General features: G+C 35.1%; 16 protein-coding genes. 10 read left to right on the top strand and 6 right to left on the bottom strand.

The window, feature by feature from the left end:
* Positions 1 to 351: 351 nt before the first annotated feature.
* Positions 352 to 882, bottom strand: a complete 531-nt coding sequence (locus BA768_RS13745; RefSeq protein WP_065721221.1) for a HugZ family protein — start codon at positions 880 to 882, stop codon at positions 352 to 354.
* Positions 883 to 1,041: 159 nt separating this feature from the next.
* Between BA768_RS13745 and ahcY the strand changes: the two genes are divergently transcribed.
* From ahcY to BA768_RS13725, 4 genes are all read left to right on the top strand, one after another.
* Positions 1,042 to 2,358 (top strand): adenosylhomocysteinase, encoded by a 1,317-nt coding sequence (ahcY, locus tag BA768_RS13740; protein WP_065721220.1) that lies wholly within the window; start codon positions 1,042 to 1,044, stop codon positions 2,356 to 2,358.
* A gap of 135 nt (positions 2,359 to 2,493) precedes the next feature.
* Entirely contained in the window at positions 2,494 to 3,303 is an 810-nt protein-coding gene (locus BA768_RS13735; protein ID WP_065721219.1) for a hypothetical protein, read from the top strand.
* Between the two features lie 225 nt (positions 3,304 to 3,528).
* Positions 3,529 to 3,921: an inner membrane protein YiaA gene (yiaA, locus tag BA768_RS13730; RefSeq protein ID WP_065721218.1), complete on the top strand. Its 393-nt coding sequence runs from the start codon at positions 3,529 to 3,531 to the stop codon at positions 3,919 to 3,921.
* A 72-nt stretch (positions 3,922 to 3,993) separates the two neighbouring features.
* The gene (locus BA768_RS13725; RefSeq protein ID WP_065721217.1) at positions 3,994 to 5,565 is read left to right on the top strand and encodes a BspA family leucine-rich repeat surface protein; all 1,572 of its coding nucleotides are present in this window, start codon (positions 3,994 to 3,996) and stop codon (positions 5,563 to 5,565) included.
* Between the two features lie 53 nt (positions 5,566 to 5,618).
* Here BA768_RS13725 and purE read toward each other — a convergent pair whose 3' ends face one another.
* On the bottom strand, positions 5,619 to 6,122 hold the full coding sequence (gene purE, locus BA768_RS13720; protein WP_034674337.1) for a 5-(carboxyamino)imidazole ribonucleotide mutase: 504 nt from the start codon (positions 6,120 to 6,122) through the stop codon (positions 5,619 to 5,621).
* A gap of 327 nt (positions 6,123 to 6,449) precedes the next feature.
* Between purE and BA768_RS13715 the strand changes: the two genes are divergently transcribed.
* Genes BA768_RS13715 through BA768_RS13705 form a run of 3 tightly spaced genes read left to right on the top strand, consistent with a single transcriptional unit; the run spans position 6,450 to position 8,584 of the window.
* Positions 6,450 to 7,361: a DMT family transporter gene (locus BA768_RS13715; RefSeq protein ID WP_065721216.1), complete on the top strand. Its 912-nt coding sequence runs from the start codon at positions 6,450 to 6,452 to the stop codon at positions 7,359 to 7,361.
* 48 nt (positions 7,362 to 7,409) lie between these two features.
* Entirely contained in the window at positions 7,410 to 8,225 is an 816-nt protein-coding gene (locus BA768_RS13710) for a hypothetical protein (protein ID WP_065721215.1), read from the top strand.
* Positions 8,225 to 8,584: a hypothetical protein gene (locus tag BA768_RS13705; protein WP_065721214.1), complete on the top strand. Its 360-nt coding sequence runs from the start codon at positions 8,225 to 8,227 to the stop codon at positions 8,582 to 8,584. The genes BA768_RS13710 and BA768_RS13705 overlap by 1 nt, the downstream gene beginning before the upstream one ends.
* Before the next feature lie 45 nt (positions 8,585 to 8,629).
* Here the strand turns inward: BA768_RS13705 and BA768_RS13700 are convergent, their stop codons facing one another.
* Together BA768_RS13700 and BA768_RS13695 are read right to left on the bottom strand one after the other, a co-directional pair.
* Positions 8,630 to 9,739 carry a 5-(carboxyamino)imidazole ribonucleotide synthase gene (locus BA768_RS13700; RefSeq protein ID WP_065721213.1) on the bottom strand — a complete coding sequence of 370 codons (1,110 nt, stop codon included), beginning with the start codon at positions 9,737 to 9,739 and terminating at the stop codon, positions 8,630 to 8,632.
* Positions 9,740 to 9,867: 128 nt separating this feature from the next.
* Entirely contained in the window at positions 9,868 to 10,416 is a 549-nt protein-coding gene (locus tag BA768_RS13695) for a DUF1543 domain-containing protein (RefSeq protein ID WP_065721224.1), read from the bottom strand.
* Between the two features lie 86 nt (positions 10,417 to 10,502).
* Here BA768_RS13695 and BA768_RS13690 point away from each other — a divergent pair, with 86 nt between their 5' ends.
* Both BA768_RS13690 and BA768_RS13685 read left to right on the top strand, forming a co-directional pair.
* On the top strand, positions 10,503 to 11,333 hold the full coding sequence (locus tag BA768_RS13690) for a sulfite exporter TauE/SafE family protein (RefSeq protein ID WP_034674331.1): 831 nt from the start codon (positions 10,503 to 10,505) through the stop codon (positions 11,331 to 11,333).
* Positions 11,330 to 11,713, top strand: a complete 384-nt coding sequence (locus BA768_RS13685) for a DUF1634 domain-containing protein (protein WP_065721212.1) — start codon at positions 11,330 to 11,332, stop codon at positions 11,711 to 11,713. The genes BA768_RS13690 and BA768_RS13685 overlap by 4 nt, the downstream gene beginning before the upstream one ends.
* Positions 11,714 to 11,788: 75 nt before the next feature.
* On the opposite strand, the gene BA768_RS13680 is transcribed toward BA768_RS13685, so the two are convergent.
* Both BA768_RS13680 and BA768_RS13675 read right to left on the bottom strand, forming a co-directional pair.
* Positions 11,789 to 12,166: a VOC family protein gene (locus tag BA768_RS13680; protein WP_065721211.1), complete on the bottom strand. Its 378-nt coding sequence runs from the start codon at positions 12,164 to 12,166 to the stop codon at positions 11,789 to 11,791.
* Positions 12,167 to 12,172: 6 nt separating this feature from the next.
* Complete coding sequence (locus BA768_RS13675) at positions 12,173 to 12,616, bottom strand: nuclear transport factor 2 family protein (protein WP_065721223.1); 444 nt, start codon at positions 12,614 to 12,616, stop codon at positions 12,173 to 12,175.
* Positions 12,617 to 12,745: 129 nt separating this feature from the next.
* Between BA768_RS13675 and BA768_RS13670 the strand changes: the two genes are divergently transcribed.
* On the top strand, positions 12,746 to 13,828 hold the full coding sequence (locus BA768_RS13670; protein WP_065721210.1) for an endonuclease/exonuclease/phosphatase family protein: 1,083 nt from the start codon (positions 12,746 to 12,748) through the stop codon (positions 13,826 to 13,828).
* The last annotated feature ends 54 nt before the right edge of the window (positions 13,829 to 13,882 follow it).

Genomic DNA, 13,882 nt, shown 5'->3' with positions numbered 1-13,882 from the left:
TGGATTCAAAACAAGAATACTAAGTAAAATAATGACACTCACATTTATCCAATTCATAAATGTTTTTGTTTATAAAAGAAAAATGAATAATATTAAAATAGCTATTGTGTGATAATGCACTACGGGTTTTAAATTATATTTTAACATACAGTTTGTCATGCTGAAAGCATCTCAATACTTAGTTTTAATATTGCTTAGATGCTTTCAGCATGACAAACGAAGCGCAAAATTTTAGACAAAATAAAAATTCACTTAAATCCTAAGGCTCAAGTGAATTCAATATTATTTAAAGCAAAGAAAACTAAAACAGTTAGTAGTAAAACTTCCCGCATCCAGCTTCCATCTCCCAGCTTATTTCGATTGGTGATTCTGATCGTTTCTGTGCTCCATAATTTCAAGATTTTCATCTACGAAATAGGCACTTCCGAAACCGTTTACATAAGAACCTTTCGTTGGATGAAGACCGATTAAGATAAAATCTTTCATTTCAGCAATAACATCTACTACTTTACCGTGCGTTTCTTTTAATTGAGAAACTACTGTATTCCAGACTTCAGAATCTCTTTCAATCTGCGAAGTCGAAGCTTCGATTGTTAATCTTTCTCTCACATAAATTTGCTTTGTAGCAGATTCGTCTTCGATGAACATCACCGAAGTTTTTCTTCCGTCTGCAAGATTCTTTGTATGTTTTGCCATAAAAGAAACCAGAATGTAAAATGTATTTCCTACCTGTACAAATGGTGCATAGCTTGAATTCGGAGTTCCTTCTGCATCTACCGTTGCAAGAATAACACTGTTACTTCTTTCAATAAGTTCTTTCACTTTTGGAGCAAGTGGCTTTGCCTGTCTTTTTGCTTCTTCCTGAGTATTTGTATGATTCATAAATAGATTTATCTACCACAAAAATACACTATTTAGATTTAAAATAAATAAATTTAAGGCTACAATATCTCATATTCCCGATTTTTCAGCCGTTTTTTTATCTTAATTATTAGTTGTAATTTTGCGTTTTAAAATTTGAAATAAAAATATTCATACGATATGAGTACAACAACACAATACGTTCCTTATAAAGTTAAGGACATTTCCCTTGCAGAATGGGGAAGAAAAGAAATTACTTTGGCTGAGGCAGAAATGCCGGGTTTAATGGCAATCCGCGAAGAATACGGACCATCTCAACCGCTTAAAGGTGCAAGAATCGCAGGATGTCTTCACATGACTATCCAAACGGCTGTGCTTATCGAGACTTTGGTAGCTTTAGGAGCTGAAGTTACCTGGTCTTCTTGTAATATTTTCTCTACACAGGATCACGCTGCTGCTGCAATTGCTGCTGCAGGAATCCCTGTTTACGCTTGGAAAGGTCTTAATGAAGAGGAATTCGACTGGTGTATTGAGCAGACGTTATTTTTCGGTGAAGACAGAAAACCATTGAACATGATTTTGGATGATGGTGGAGATTTAACGAACATGGTTTTTGATAAATATCCAGAATTCACAAAAGATATTAAAGGACTTTCTGAAGAAACTACAACCGGAGTTCACAGATTGTACGAAAGAATGAAGAACGGAACTTTGGTAATGCCTGCAATCAACGTAAATGATTCTGTTACTAAATCTAAATTCGACAACAAATACGGATGTAAAGAATCTGCAGTAGATGCTGTAAGAAGAGCGACCGATGTCATGTTGGCCGGAAAAAGAGTGGTAGTTTGCGGATACGGAGACGTTGGTAAAGGTACTGCTGCATCTTTCAGAGGAGCGGGTTCTATTGTTACGGTTACTGAGATCGATCCGATTTGTGCGCTTCAGGCTGCAATGGACGGTTATGAAGTAAAAAGATTAGATACTGTTGTGGATAACGCAGATATCGTAATTACGACTACCGGTAACTTCAATATCGTAAGAAAAGAGCATTTCTTAAAATTAAAAGACAAAGCGATCGTTTGTAACATCGGTCACTTCGATAACGAAATCGATATGGCTTGGCTGAACGAAAACTACGGTCACACAAAATCTGAAGTGAAACCTCAGGTTGACATCTATACTTTAGAAGAAGGTAAAGAAGTAATCATTCTTGCTGAAGGTAGATTGGTAAACTTAGGTTGTGCAACTGGTCACCCATCTTTTGTAATGTCTAACTCTTTCTCTAACCAGACTTTGGCTCAGATCGAACTTTGGAACAACTCTGAAGCTTACGGAAACGAAGTGTATATGTTGCCAAAACATTTAGATGAAAAAGTTGCAGCGCTTCACCTTAAGAAATTAAGCGTAGAATTGGAAACTCTTTCTCCTGAACAGGCTGAATACATCGGTGTTGACGTGAAAGGACCTTTCAAACCTGAGTATTACAGATACTAAAAATTGTCATCCTGAGCTTGTCGAAGGATCTCATATAAAAATAAAATCCCATTATTCAAAATAGTGGGATTTTTTATTTATATTCCTTCTAAAGTCAATAAGGAATTCTTATTTTTGAAAAATTAAAAAATAAGAATGAAGAAGTATTTTTTCCTTGGCTTAGTGAGCTCAGTTGTCTTTTTAAACAGCTGCAACAGTACAGATGAAAACGAGATGATTATTGATCCCATTGCAGAGCCTAAAATTCTGTTGAGCAAAGTCACCACCGTTTATTATGACAATCCCTCCAATCCGGAAACGACCGTTTCAACGTTACAGTATAATAATCAGGGACAATTAATAAAAACAACGACTGCAGGAAGAAATTCAACCAACGAATACGATTCATCAGGAAAGCCTGTAAAGACAAATTATTACAAAACAGACGGCACGTTAGAATATTATTCACTTTATACATACAGCGGAGACCAACTTCAGAATGTAAAAGCAATCTACAGCAATCCTGATTTTAACAGAACAATAAACTATACCTACAATAACGGAAAAGTAGCTACTTCTACCCTTTGCCAGACCGCAGACTGCAGTAATCCGAGTGTTTCAAACTACACATACAACGGTGACAACATCACACTGGAAACTTCAGAAATGGGTGGCACTATTCCTATATCTACCAAGCATGAGTATTTGTATGACAATCAACTGAATCCGTTCACTTTCACCAACAAATATTTTAGAATAATGATGGGCGGTGCGTATGCTTTAAGCAAAAACAATTATGCTTCGGAAAGAATCAGTTTCAAAGACAACGCCGGCAATTGGGTGCAAAATCAACAAGTGATCTATGATATTCAGTACAACAGTGCTCAGTTGCCAAGTCAGGTTATCGGAAAAGACACAAACGGCAATAATTACGTAAAATACAATTACGAGTACATTGCACAATAAAATTTGCTTTCAGTATTTTTAGGAGCTTAATCCTGCTATCCGCTATATCTTTTTTGCCTCTGCTTACCTTTTGCAAAAAAAGGATGTCGCTTCTATCAGGGCTAAATAAGTATGTTATCATTTTCAAATTGAGAAAAATATTTTCAAACGAAGAGGAAATAAATCTCTGCATCAATTCAAAAAAACATATATTTGAGTTAATAATAAACAGAAAAATTACAATTAATGAAAAAACAGGGAGTCTCTAATGCATTTATTGCGGCCTCTTGGATCGCTTTAGGAGCAGGAATGGTCGGATTTATCGTAGGATTGGCAAGAGCAGAAATGGAACTGAATGAAAAAGGATATTACTTCACCATCCTTCTTTACGGTTTGTTTGCAGTAGTTTCTTTACAAAAAGCAGTACGCGACAGAATGGAAAACATCAAAGTAACAGACATCTATTACGGAATCTGTTGGTTTGCAACCATATCATCAATTGTTTTACTCATTATCGGACTCTGGAATGCCACCATTCTACCAAGTGAAAAAGGTTTTTATGGCTTTGCCTATCTTCTTGCTTTATTTGGAGCCATCGCCGTTCAGAAGAACACCCGAGACAATATGATGCAGGAATAAAACAATATAGACTCACCAAATTGGTGAGTCTTTTTTTATTTTTCGTACCTTTATATTTCACAAAATATTGATATGCTTAAAAGACTTTTACTTTTTATTTCTGTTATTTTCATGCAAACAGCAAATGCTCAGAATGAATTCATCACCGTTTGGCAGCCCGGAATTACATCAACACCTGTTGTAACGGTAGATGCACCGTCGCAAGCCACTTCCAATCAGATATGGTTTCCCGGAACAGGAACAAATTACACCATTCAATGGGAAGAAATTGGTTTTCCTCAACATCATGGGATTATGGAGAATGTAACCTCAACCGGTCAGATTTTAATTGATTTTGGTACTCCAGTAAGAGAAGATGGATCAAATACGACATACCGTGTAAGAGTTTCAAACGGAAACGGTACTTTTCAACAAATAAAATTTGCAACACATCAGATCATGGATTTTTCTGCAGATGTTCTTTTACCTCAATTACAGATGAAAGGAAGTGCAGATAAACTTCTTACCATTGAACAGTGGGGAAATATAGAATGGACTTCTATGAATGCAGCATTTGCCAATTGCCAGAGAGTGGAAATGACCGCCACAGACTCACCGAATTTGAGCAATGTTACCGATGCTTCATTAATGTTTTACAGAGCAAATGCTTTCGCAGGTAATGATTTTATGCAGAACTGGGATACATCAACAATTCAGAATTTCAGTTTTATGTTTGCTCTACAGCACCTTCCGGGGCAGATATATTCTCCCTCACTTGCCGCATTCAATCCACCCAACCTGAATAACTGGGATGTTTCTGCTGCCACTAATCTTAGCTATATGTTTACAGGTAGAGGAATTTTTAACCAAAATATCAGCTCATGGGATATTTCTAATGTATTCACGACAGCATGGATGTTTACTGCCTGTATTGATTATAATCAACCACTGAACAGCTGGAACACTTCTAATCTTAGATATATCAACAATATGTTTTCTTCAACTGCGGCTTTTAATCAACCCTTGAATAATTGGGATACCTCTGAAGTCGTCAATATGAATGGAGTTTTTGCTAATACTCAGTCATTTAATCAGCCTTTGGAAATGTGGGATGTAAGTAAAGTGAAAAAAATGGGCTCAATGTTTGGCCAGACCCAGTCTTTCAATCAACCGCTCGGCAACTGGAATATTTCTTCCTTGGAAAATGCAAACGGAATCTTCGGAGGATCAGCGGTGAACTGTGAAAATTACAGCGCAACACTTTTAGGATGGGCAGATAATCCCAACACATCGAATAATGTGCTAATCAATAACCTTCAGCCGATGCAATATGCTTCTAATGTCGATTCTAAAAGGAATATTTTAATCAGTAAAGGCTGGATCTTTTCAGGAGATGTTCTAGGAAGCTGTGTGTTAAAAACCAATGAGACCTCTTTATCAAACAGTGTAAACATATATCCAAATCCTGTTACAGATTTTATTTATATCAAAAATTTAAAAAGTTCAAATGTTAGCTATAAAATCATTGATGCAAGCGGACGAATTTTGGATCAGAACATTTTAAATAAAGAAAATATTGATGTAAATAGTCTCGTTCCTGGAAATTACATTTTACAAATCATCACAAAAGATAAAATACATCCATTCAAATTCATTAAAAAATAAAAAGATAAACCTCACGAGTTGTGAGGTTTATTTATATCTGAGTCAGTTCACTTTTAATGATCAAAATGATTAGGATGCTGATTTTTGATGTCATTTACCGTTCCTAAAACTTTATCTTTCAAAGAATCCTGATATTTCTGAAGATTTTCAGCAATCTTTTCATCGGCAGTTCCTAAAATTTTTGTGGCTAAAATTCCAGCATTTAAAGCTCCGTTCAGAGCAACTGTTGCGACAGGAATTCCTCCCGGCATCTGCAAAATTGATAAAACAGAATCCCACCCGTCAATAGAATTGCTCGATAAAATCGGAACCCCGATAACCGGCAAAGTTGTACAGCTTGCCACCATTCCCGGAAGATGAGCCGCTCCGCCTGCTCCGGCAATAATTACTTTAAGACCTCTTTCTTTTGCTGTTTTTGCATAATCGAACATTCTTTCGGGAGTTCTGTGCGCCGAAACAACCGTCAGTTCGTAAGGAATATCCAGAGATTTTAAAAAAGTTGCTGCCTGTTCCATGATCGGTAAGTCGCTCTGACTTCCCATGATGATTCCTACCATTTTTCTTTCGTTTATTAGATTCTTCAAAGATAAGGATTTTAGAAGTGAATGTTGAATGGTGAATTGTCAATTTGCTTCGCTGTGAATTTTAAATTTAATTTCATTGCCACTATTTGTCATCATCTTTGTTTTTAACACAAAGATTCGCAAAGCTTTTTTACCACTTAATATTTTAATGGTTCGCAAAGGCATTTCATTCAGCAAAAGAAACCCAAATTATCCAACTATGACAGATAATGAATATGTAAATTCACAATTGACTTGCGATGCAAAATTGACCATTCACAACAAGAAAATCTTATCTTTACAACTCGATTTCTCTATACTTTGAAGAATTACAAACTCACATTAGCTATTTTTACCGTCGCCATCGTTTGGGGCACAACATTTCTTGCCATTCGGGTTGCTGTAGAAACCATTCCGGCCTGGTTTGTTGCCGGGATTCGTCAGTTTTTGGCAGCCATGATTATGATGGTGATTCTTTTAAGCAAAAATGAATTCAAATGGATTGGCTGGACAAATTTAGGGTATCAACTTATATTTTCAACGCTGATGCTGATTATAGCCAACGGAATGACGACTGTTGCTGAAGAAGAAGTGACGAGCAGCCTGACTTCATTGATCAGCGCCTGTTCGCCTATTGTTGTTTTTCTTGGAAGTGTTGCGATCGGATTGCAGAAATTTACGATCAGAGCGTTTTTGGGAGTTTTACTCTGTTTCAGCGGAATTTTATTTATTTTCTGGGATGGTTTAGCTGATATGGCAAATCCTGATTACAGGATGGGAATTATCTATCTTTTCATTGCCATCGGAGGTTGGGCTTCAGGAACTATTTTCACCAAAAAACTGAATATCCAAAGCCGGAATATCTCGCTGAATCTTTTCTATCAGTTTATTTTTGCCGGAATTGTGCAGCTTTGTTTTGCTTTTCTGTTCTCAGAATCTTATCATTTCGAAAACTGGAGCATAAAAAGTATTTCAGCAATGATCTATCTCGCTGTTTTCGGTTCTGTTGCAGCATTTTTTGCGTTTCATTATGCTTTAACGAGGGTTTCTCCGGTTCAGGTTTCAATTTTAGCTTACGTCAATACGATTATTTCTATATTTTTAAGCTGGTTAATTTTAAATGAGAAAATTTCTGCTAAATTTATCATTGCGGCAGTTTTGATTATCGTCGGAGTTTTTATTATTAATTATAATAAAGAGCTTTTTAAAAGGAAAAAGATTGAGGACGTTTAATAAAATTTTGTATAAATTTAATTCGGATAATATTAATTCCTAACAACCATGAAACAAATATTTTTTTTAGTTTTAATACTAATCTCATCATTACATTTAGCTCAAGATATAAAATACACAGATTCTGAAATCAATAAAAAACTTGATTCCATAAAAGCCGAGGGAAACCTTCTTTTTTTATTAGAAAATTCTTCATGGCAATCTACAGACCTTGCAAAAGCAAATAAAAAAATAAGTAAAAATTTTGGAGGGTATATTACTTACAAAAGCAATGATACGGTAAAAACTGTTATTTTAAATAAAGATAAAAGTTTAGTGATTGCAGAATATTCTTTTAAAAATAATTCTAAAAAACCTGTAAAAGAAAATATATCTCAAAGAAATTTGAATTCTGATGAGGCCGCATTGAAAAATATCCGTGCAAAATTAATTTCACAATTATCTGATCCTAAATATCAAGTTGGCGCTCCTGAAGGTTTTAGCCTGAATATTATTACCATTCCTTTCGAAACAAATTATAAAAACTATATTATTACAGGCGCTTCAGAATCTAATGTTATTCCTTTTGGAAATGATTATCTTTTTGTAACAGACAAAGAAGGAAATATTATCTCGAACAAAAAATTTCATTCAAGATTGATCCCTACAATGACAGCAATGCCAGAAGGAAGCATAATGACGATGTCTACACACAGCCATTTAAAAACAAATCCTTTTATTTCAGCAACCGATATTTGTACTTTTAGATTATATGCTCCTTTTACAAAACTTGAAGAATTTTCGGTCTATTCTCCTGCATTGGGTGGCTATATGACTTATAATTATAAAAAAGATACTCTTGTAAAATCGAAAGATATTAAATAATGAAAAAAACTCTCATCATCTCCCTATCAATAATCGTTTTAATTATTTTAGCAATCACCATTTACTGGAATCTTCCTATAGAAATAACCAGAAAATCGGATATAAAAACTGGAAATGGAATCATTGAAAACATCGAAAACTACCGAAAGAACAGCTATAAACTTCCTGAAGAAAATGATTGGCAGACTTTGGAGCAATTAGGGTTAGAAAAAGACAATCACTCAAAACCTGTCTACAGAAAAGATGAAAAAGGAAATTATGAATTGTTTTACGATGACGGTTTAGGAGGACCTTATTTATTATGGAATTCTATCGAAAAAAAATGGACAATTGATTTGCCGAAAATTGTTTCAAAATAAAAAAAGACTGCTTTTGGGCAGTCTTTTTCAATATATTTAAACAGTTTAAGCAATCACTCTCACCATCGCTTTTACCTGAATCAGTTTCTCCATCAGTTCTTCTCTCGAATCTGCTAAAACATTGATGTGTCCCATTTTTCTTCCCGGCTTGGTTTCTGTCTTTCCGTAAAGATGAATGTACGTTTCCGGAAGCTTTAAAACTTCTTCCATTCCTTCATAAATTACTTTCCCTGAAAATCCTTCTGCACCTACCAAATTCAGCATTCCGCTGTAAATAATCGCATCGGTATCTGCCAAAGGAAGATTTTTTACGACACGGTACATTTGCTCAAACTGTGAATTGGCATTTCCTTCCTGACTTTGATGTCCGGAATTGTGTAATCTCGGAGCCGTTTCATTGACCCAGACTTTTCCTTCTTTATCTAAAAATAATTCAATCGCAAAAAGTCCGGGAGAATTTACAGCTGTAAGGAATTTTTCAGTAATAGAATCAATCTGCTCTTCAATTTCTTCCGTTAAATGAACCGGACAAACATTGAAATCAAGCAGGTTTAATTTCGGATCAGCCACCATTTCCGTTACAGGAAAAGTTTGTGTTTCTCCGTTTTCGTTTCTTGCAACAATCACCGAAAGTTCTTTATCGATGTCCACCAGTTTTTCCAGAACGGAATCCTGAGTCCAAAGGTTTTTCATGTCTTCATTCGTACGAATCACCTGAACTCCTTTTCCGTCATAACCTCCTGTGTTCATTTTTTGTACGAAAGGAAGCGGCATTTTTATTTCGTCTGAACTTCCATCCATAATTTCAAATTCAGGACTCGGAATATTGTTTTCTTCATAAAATTTCTTCTGAAGAATTTTTTGCTGAATCGTTTTAATAATCTGAGAATTCGGAACAACTTTGACACCCTGATTTTCAAGTTCGGCCAAAGCATCTGCATTCACGTGCTCAATTTCAATCGTGACAACATCTTTATCTTTTCCGAATTCTAAAACGGTATCATAATCATTGAAATTCCCTTGTGTAAAATATGAAATATTATGACAAGGCGCATCTGATGCCGGATCTAAAGTATAGAATTCATCATCATATTTCAACGCTTCCTGAATCAGCATTCGTCCTAACTGACCGCCTCCTAAAATTCCTATTTTCATTTTTTATTTTGATTTTTTATTAGATTTTAAATTTATTTAACCGCAATCTGCGCAATGATTTTTTTACTATTTGTGTGCATATTTTAAGTTCACAAAGGTGTTTCACTCAGCAAATAGTGCTTTGCATTTTATATTTTATCAATTTTCAAATATCCCAATCCCATCATATTTTCCTGATTTTCTTCATCAGATTTTGTTAAAATAATAGAATACTTTTCTTTCATTTTTTCGGGAAGAATATCATTTACATTAAAAATATCATCAATATCAACACCGTGTTTATCGTCGATGTGGCTTACAGCTCCTTCAAAACCCATGGTTTTGTAAAACTCAGTTTGTTTTGCCTTCTTCACAATCTCAGCCATTGAAGTTCCCACCATCAAATGCTGTTCGTGAAACTCTTCAAAATATCCTTTTTTATATCCGCCTAAATTGATAAAGTACAGTTGATTCTCAGAAGCCTTTTCTCCTTTTTCTACAATTTTCACTTCAAAACCATCTGCAAATTTCACTTCCTGATAAGCATCCAAATGAATTTTTCCGTCTGCTTCTTTCCAGAACTCTTTAATGTCGGGGACGAGCTCTTTCAGATCTTCTGCAATGCCGAAAAATACGTCATGTTGCTCAATATTTCTGCCTTTCGGAGTAGCTCCGAGGATCATGTAAAACAGTTTCATAGAAGTTTCCATGGTGCAAAAATACGGCAAAAAATAATCTTGGATGAATGTTTGCCCGAAAACCGCAATAGTTTTATATTTGTAGCATGTCGGAGATTATTATTCTTTTTCTTGGCGCTATCTCAGCCGGACTTTTGGGTTCACTCACCGGTTTGGGAGGAGGAGTTATCATTATCCCTTTATTAACGCTTGGTTTCGGTGTTCCTATGCATTATGCAATTGGCGCTTCATTGATTTCGGTAATAGGAACTTCTTCCGGAGCTGCCGTAGCTTTCGTAAAAGAAGGGTTTACCAATATGCGAATCGGGATGTTTCTTGAAATTGCCACCACTTCAGGTGCTATTGTAGGAGCTTTGGTTTCCGGAATGCTGAATCCAAATACCATTGGAATCATCTTCGCTAGTATTCTTTTGCTGACTGTTATTTTAAATCTTAAAGGTAAACCCGACCATCAGGAAACCCTGATTAAAGGAAGTTTAGAAGATAAATTGAAACTATACGGAACTTTTCCAGACAAAGGTATCGTGAAAAGCTATGCTGCGAGAAATACCGTTCCTGGATTCTTTATGATGATGTTTGCAGGAGCAATGTCCGGACTTTTAGGAATCGGTTCCGGAGCTTTGAAAGTTCTGGCGATGGACAATATGATGCGACTTCCATTTAAAGTTTCTACAACGACAAGTAATTTTATGATCGGCGTAACGGCGGTTGCAAGTTCACTGATCTATTTCCAAAGAGGAGAAATTATTCCCGTGATTGTAGCACCGGTTTTGGTAGGTGTGGTTGTCGGAAGTTTTATAGGTTCTAAAACTTTGATGGTTTCAAAAACGAAAAAACTGAAGACCTTTTTCGCTATTGTGATCACCATTCTTTCAGTTTACATGATGTATAACGGTATTAGAAGCAATTTCTCATGAAAAAGAACTTCACTGATGTAGATCTAAACCGTTCTGTGGGAAATCTCCTCCGTTTGGGTGTAATTTTATCGGTTATAACGTCTCTGATTGGTTTTATCAAGCTTTTTACAGAGGGTTTTAAAATGCCACGAAAATACACGATGCTCGACATGGGAACGTCTTCAGAAAAGGTTTGGGGACATTTTTGGGATACGCTTTGCAAAGGCGAAGGAATGGCCATCATTCAACTCGGAATCTTAATGCTGATTTTCACACCATTAATGAGAATTATCTTTGCATTAATCGGCTATCTGAAAGAAAAAGATTACGTGTATGTTGTAATTTCTTCAATTGTTCTGGCGATTATGGCGGTGAGTTTCTTTACCGGGTACGCTCATTAGAATTTGATATTTGAAATTCAAGATTTAATTACAAATTTTGAACATTCAATATTGAATTTTGAATTTGGTATACACTTATATTTCATAGAATTCCAATGGTAAATTATCCGGATCCTGTGTAAAGAAAAACTCTTTTCCTGTGAATTCATCGATGCGGATTGTTTCACAATCTAAACCTTTATTAATCAATTCCTGGCGTTTTTCACCAACGTTTTCTACAGAAAAAGCCAAATGCCTCAAACCACAAGATTCAGGTCTTGAAGGACGTTTTGGAGGATTCGGAAATGAAAATAATTCAATCACGTAATGATCTCCAATTGCTAAATCCAGTTTATAAGACTGCCGTTCTTCACGATACACTTCACGAATAATATTTAATCCTAAAACATCCGTATAGAATTTTTTTGAAACTTCGTAATCTGAACATATAATGGCGATATGATGAATTTTCATAAATATTTATTTTTTGCAGTTTTCTTTTCTTCTTGTATCGATTAAATATTGAATTTTCCAGGTATTATTCTGCTGTACCAGCTGAAAACTATTGGCCCCGCAATGTGAAAATTTTCCTTTAAAATAAAACTCATAAGGTGTAAAAACACTGGCAAGATTACCATCGATCTGAATTGATAAATAGCTTATCTTTTCATCTAAATCATTTTTAGAAAAACCGGAAACGGAAGAAATAAAGTTTTTCAGTTCTTCCGTTTTTACATTTCCTTCTTTTGAAATAGTCTGTAGAATTGCATTGTCAGAAAAGGCCGAATTTACCATTTTTGCATCTGCATTTTTCATTCCGATAAAAAGATTATTGATGGTTTCTTTAATCTGAGTTTCATCTGAAGTCTGTGCAAAACAGAAACAATTGATAAACAAAAGAACTGTAAAAAATATTTTTTTCATTTCTGAGGTTTTAACAGATAAATTTAATGAAAATTTTATTTCGGATCTCTGTAAATTATACATTTTTAAGAATATTTAAACTTGAAAAAAGCCAAAAATATCTTACTTTTATTACTTTATTAGAACAATATGTTGACCTTTTATTATATTTTCATCTCTTTATTATTCATTTTCACCATCTTACCAAAAATCCCAAGTTCACACTGGATTTTCCGTGTGCCGGATTTTGGCAAAATTCAGATTACTTATCTTACGATTATTCTTTTCGGTGTTGGGTTTTTCGTTGAAAAAAATCAGTATTTTTGGTATTCTCAGGCTTTTTTACTGGTACTGTTTGTTTATCACGGAATTACATTGGTAAAATACACTCCGCTTTATCCTGTAAAAAAACATCAGAGAAATTCTCATTCATCACAAAAAATTCATTTTATTTCGGCAAATGTTTATCAGTTTAATACAGAATTTCATCGTTTTATTGATCTCATCAACCGAAACAAGCCAGAAATGTTTTTAACGATGGAAAGCGACAATCATTGGGAAAACGCATTGCAGGTCTTAGAAAAAGATTATCCGTATCAGCATAAAGTCACTTTGGAAAATACTTATGGAATGCATTTTTATTCAAAAATAAAAATTGAAGATTCAAAAACGCATTTTTTTGTGGCAGATGACATTCCGTCAATTGAAGCCCATTTAAAAACTGAAGAAGGTTTTGAGTTTGTATTTTTTGGCGTTCATCCGCCACCTCCGAGTCCTACTGAAGAAGAAACCTCCAAAGAAAGAGACGGAGATATTTTAAGTGTGGCCAAAAGAGTGACGGAAATACAAAAACCCGTGATTGTTGTCGGAGATTTCAACAATGTAGCATGGTCAAAATCTTCCATCTTATTCAGAAAAACAAGTGAACTTATCGATCCGAGGGTTGGTCGTGCTTTTGTGTCTACTTTCCATGCGAAATACAGGCTTTTCAGGTTTCCTATTGATCTGATGTTTCATAGTGAAGATATTTTCATTGAAGAGCTAAAAACCCTTGAAAACTTCGGTTCTGACCATCTACCAGTTTATTGTGAGTTTTTTATTGATGAAAAAAACGACCAACAGGAAGAACGTATTGAAACAGCAAATCATAAAGAAAAAGAGGAAGCTGAAGAAATGATTCAGGAAGGAAAAGAGGAAGACGGGGAACGTGATGCGGTGGTAACGGAGGATTGAATATTAAAGATCAACGCTCACTTTGTCATAAAAATCGGAATGACAAAGTAAATG

The sequence above is a fragment of the Chryseobacterium sp. CBo1 genome, from assembly GCF_001693475.1.
Classification (GTDB): Bacteria; Bacteroidota; Bacteroidia; order Flavobacteriales; family Weeksellaceae; genus Chryseobacterium; species Chryseobacterium formosense.
This window is presented reverse-complemented; position numbering and strand designations above follow the sequence as displayed.

What these genes read in the sequence shown, in the direction of transcription:
- BA768_RS13725 (WP_065721217.1), top strand. Translation starts at nt 3,994, where the DNA reads ATGCTTAAAAGACTTTTACTTTTTATTTCTGTTATTTTCATGCAAACA.
- BA768_RS13735 (WP_065721219.1), top strand. Translation starts at nt 2,494, where the DNA reads ATGAAGAAGTATTTTTTCCTTGGCTTAGTGAGCTCAGTTGTCTTTTTA.
- BA768_RS13685 (WP_065721212.1), top strand. Translation starts at nt 11,330, where the DNA reads ATGAAAAAGAACTTCACTGATGTAGATCTAAACCGTTCTGTGGGAAAT.
- ahcY (WP_065721220.1), top strand. Translation starts at nt 1,042, where the DNA reads ATGAGTACAACAACACAATACGTTCCTTATAAAGTTAAGGACATTTCC.
- BA768_RS13670 (WP_065721210.1), top strand. Translation starts at nt 12,746, where the DNA reads ATGTTGACCTTTTATTATATTTTCATCTCTTTATTATTCATTTTCACC.
- BA768_RS13675 (WP_065721223.1), bottom strand. Translation starts at nt 12,616, where the DNA reads ATGAAAAAAATATTTTTTACAGTTCTTTTGTTTATCAATTGTTTCTGT.
- purE (WP_034674337.1), bottom strand. Translation starts at nt 6,122, where the DNA reads ATGGTAGGAATCATCATGGGAAGTCAGAGCGACTTACCGATCATGGAA.
- BA768_RS13690 (WP_034674331.1), top strand. Translation starts at nt 10,503, where the DNA reads ATGTCGGAGATTATTATTCTTTTTCTTGGCGCTATCTCAGCCGGACTT.
- BA768_RS13700 (WP_065721213.1), bottom strand. Translation starts at nt 9,739, where the DNA reads ATGAAAATAGGAATTTTAGGAGGCGGTCAGTTAGGACGAATGCTGATT.
- BA768_RS13705 (WP_065721214.1), top strand. Translation starts at nt 8,225, where the DNA reads ATGAAAAAAACTCTCATCATCTCCCTATCAATAATCGTTTTAATTATT.
- BA768_RS13695 (WP_065721224.1), bottom strand. Translation starts at nt 10,416, where the DNA reads ATGAAACTGTTTTACATGATCCTCGGAGCTACTCCGAAAGGCAGAAAT.
- BA768_RS13710 (WP_065721215.1), top strand. Translation starts at nt 7,410, where the DNA reads ATGAAACAAATATTTTTTTTAGTTTTAATACTAATCTCATCATTACAT.
- BA768_RS13745 (WP_065721221.1), bottom strand. Translation starts at nt 882, where the DNA reads ATGAATCATACAAATACTCAGGAAGAAGCAAAAAGACAGGCAAAGCCA.
- yiaA (WP_065721218.1), top strand. Translation starts at nt 3,529, where the DNA reads ATGAAAAAACAGGGAGTCTCTAATGCATTTATTGCGGCCTCTTGGATC.
- BA768_RS13680 (WP_065721211.1), bottom strand. Translation starts at nt 12,166, where the DNA reads ATGAAAATTCATCATATCGCCATTATATGTTCAGATTACGAAGTTTCA.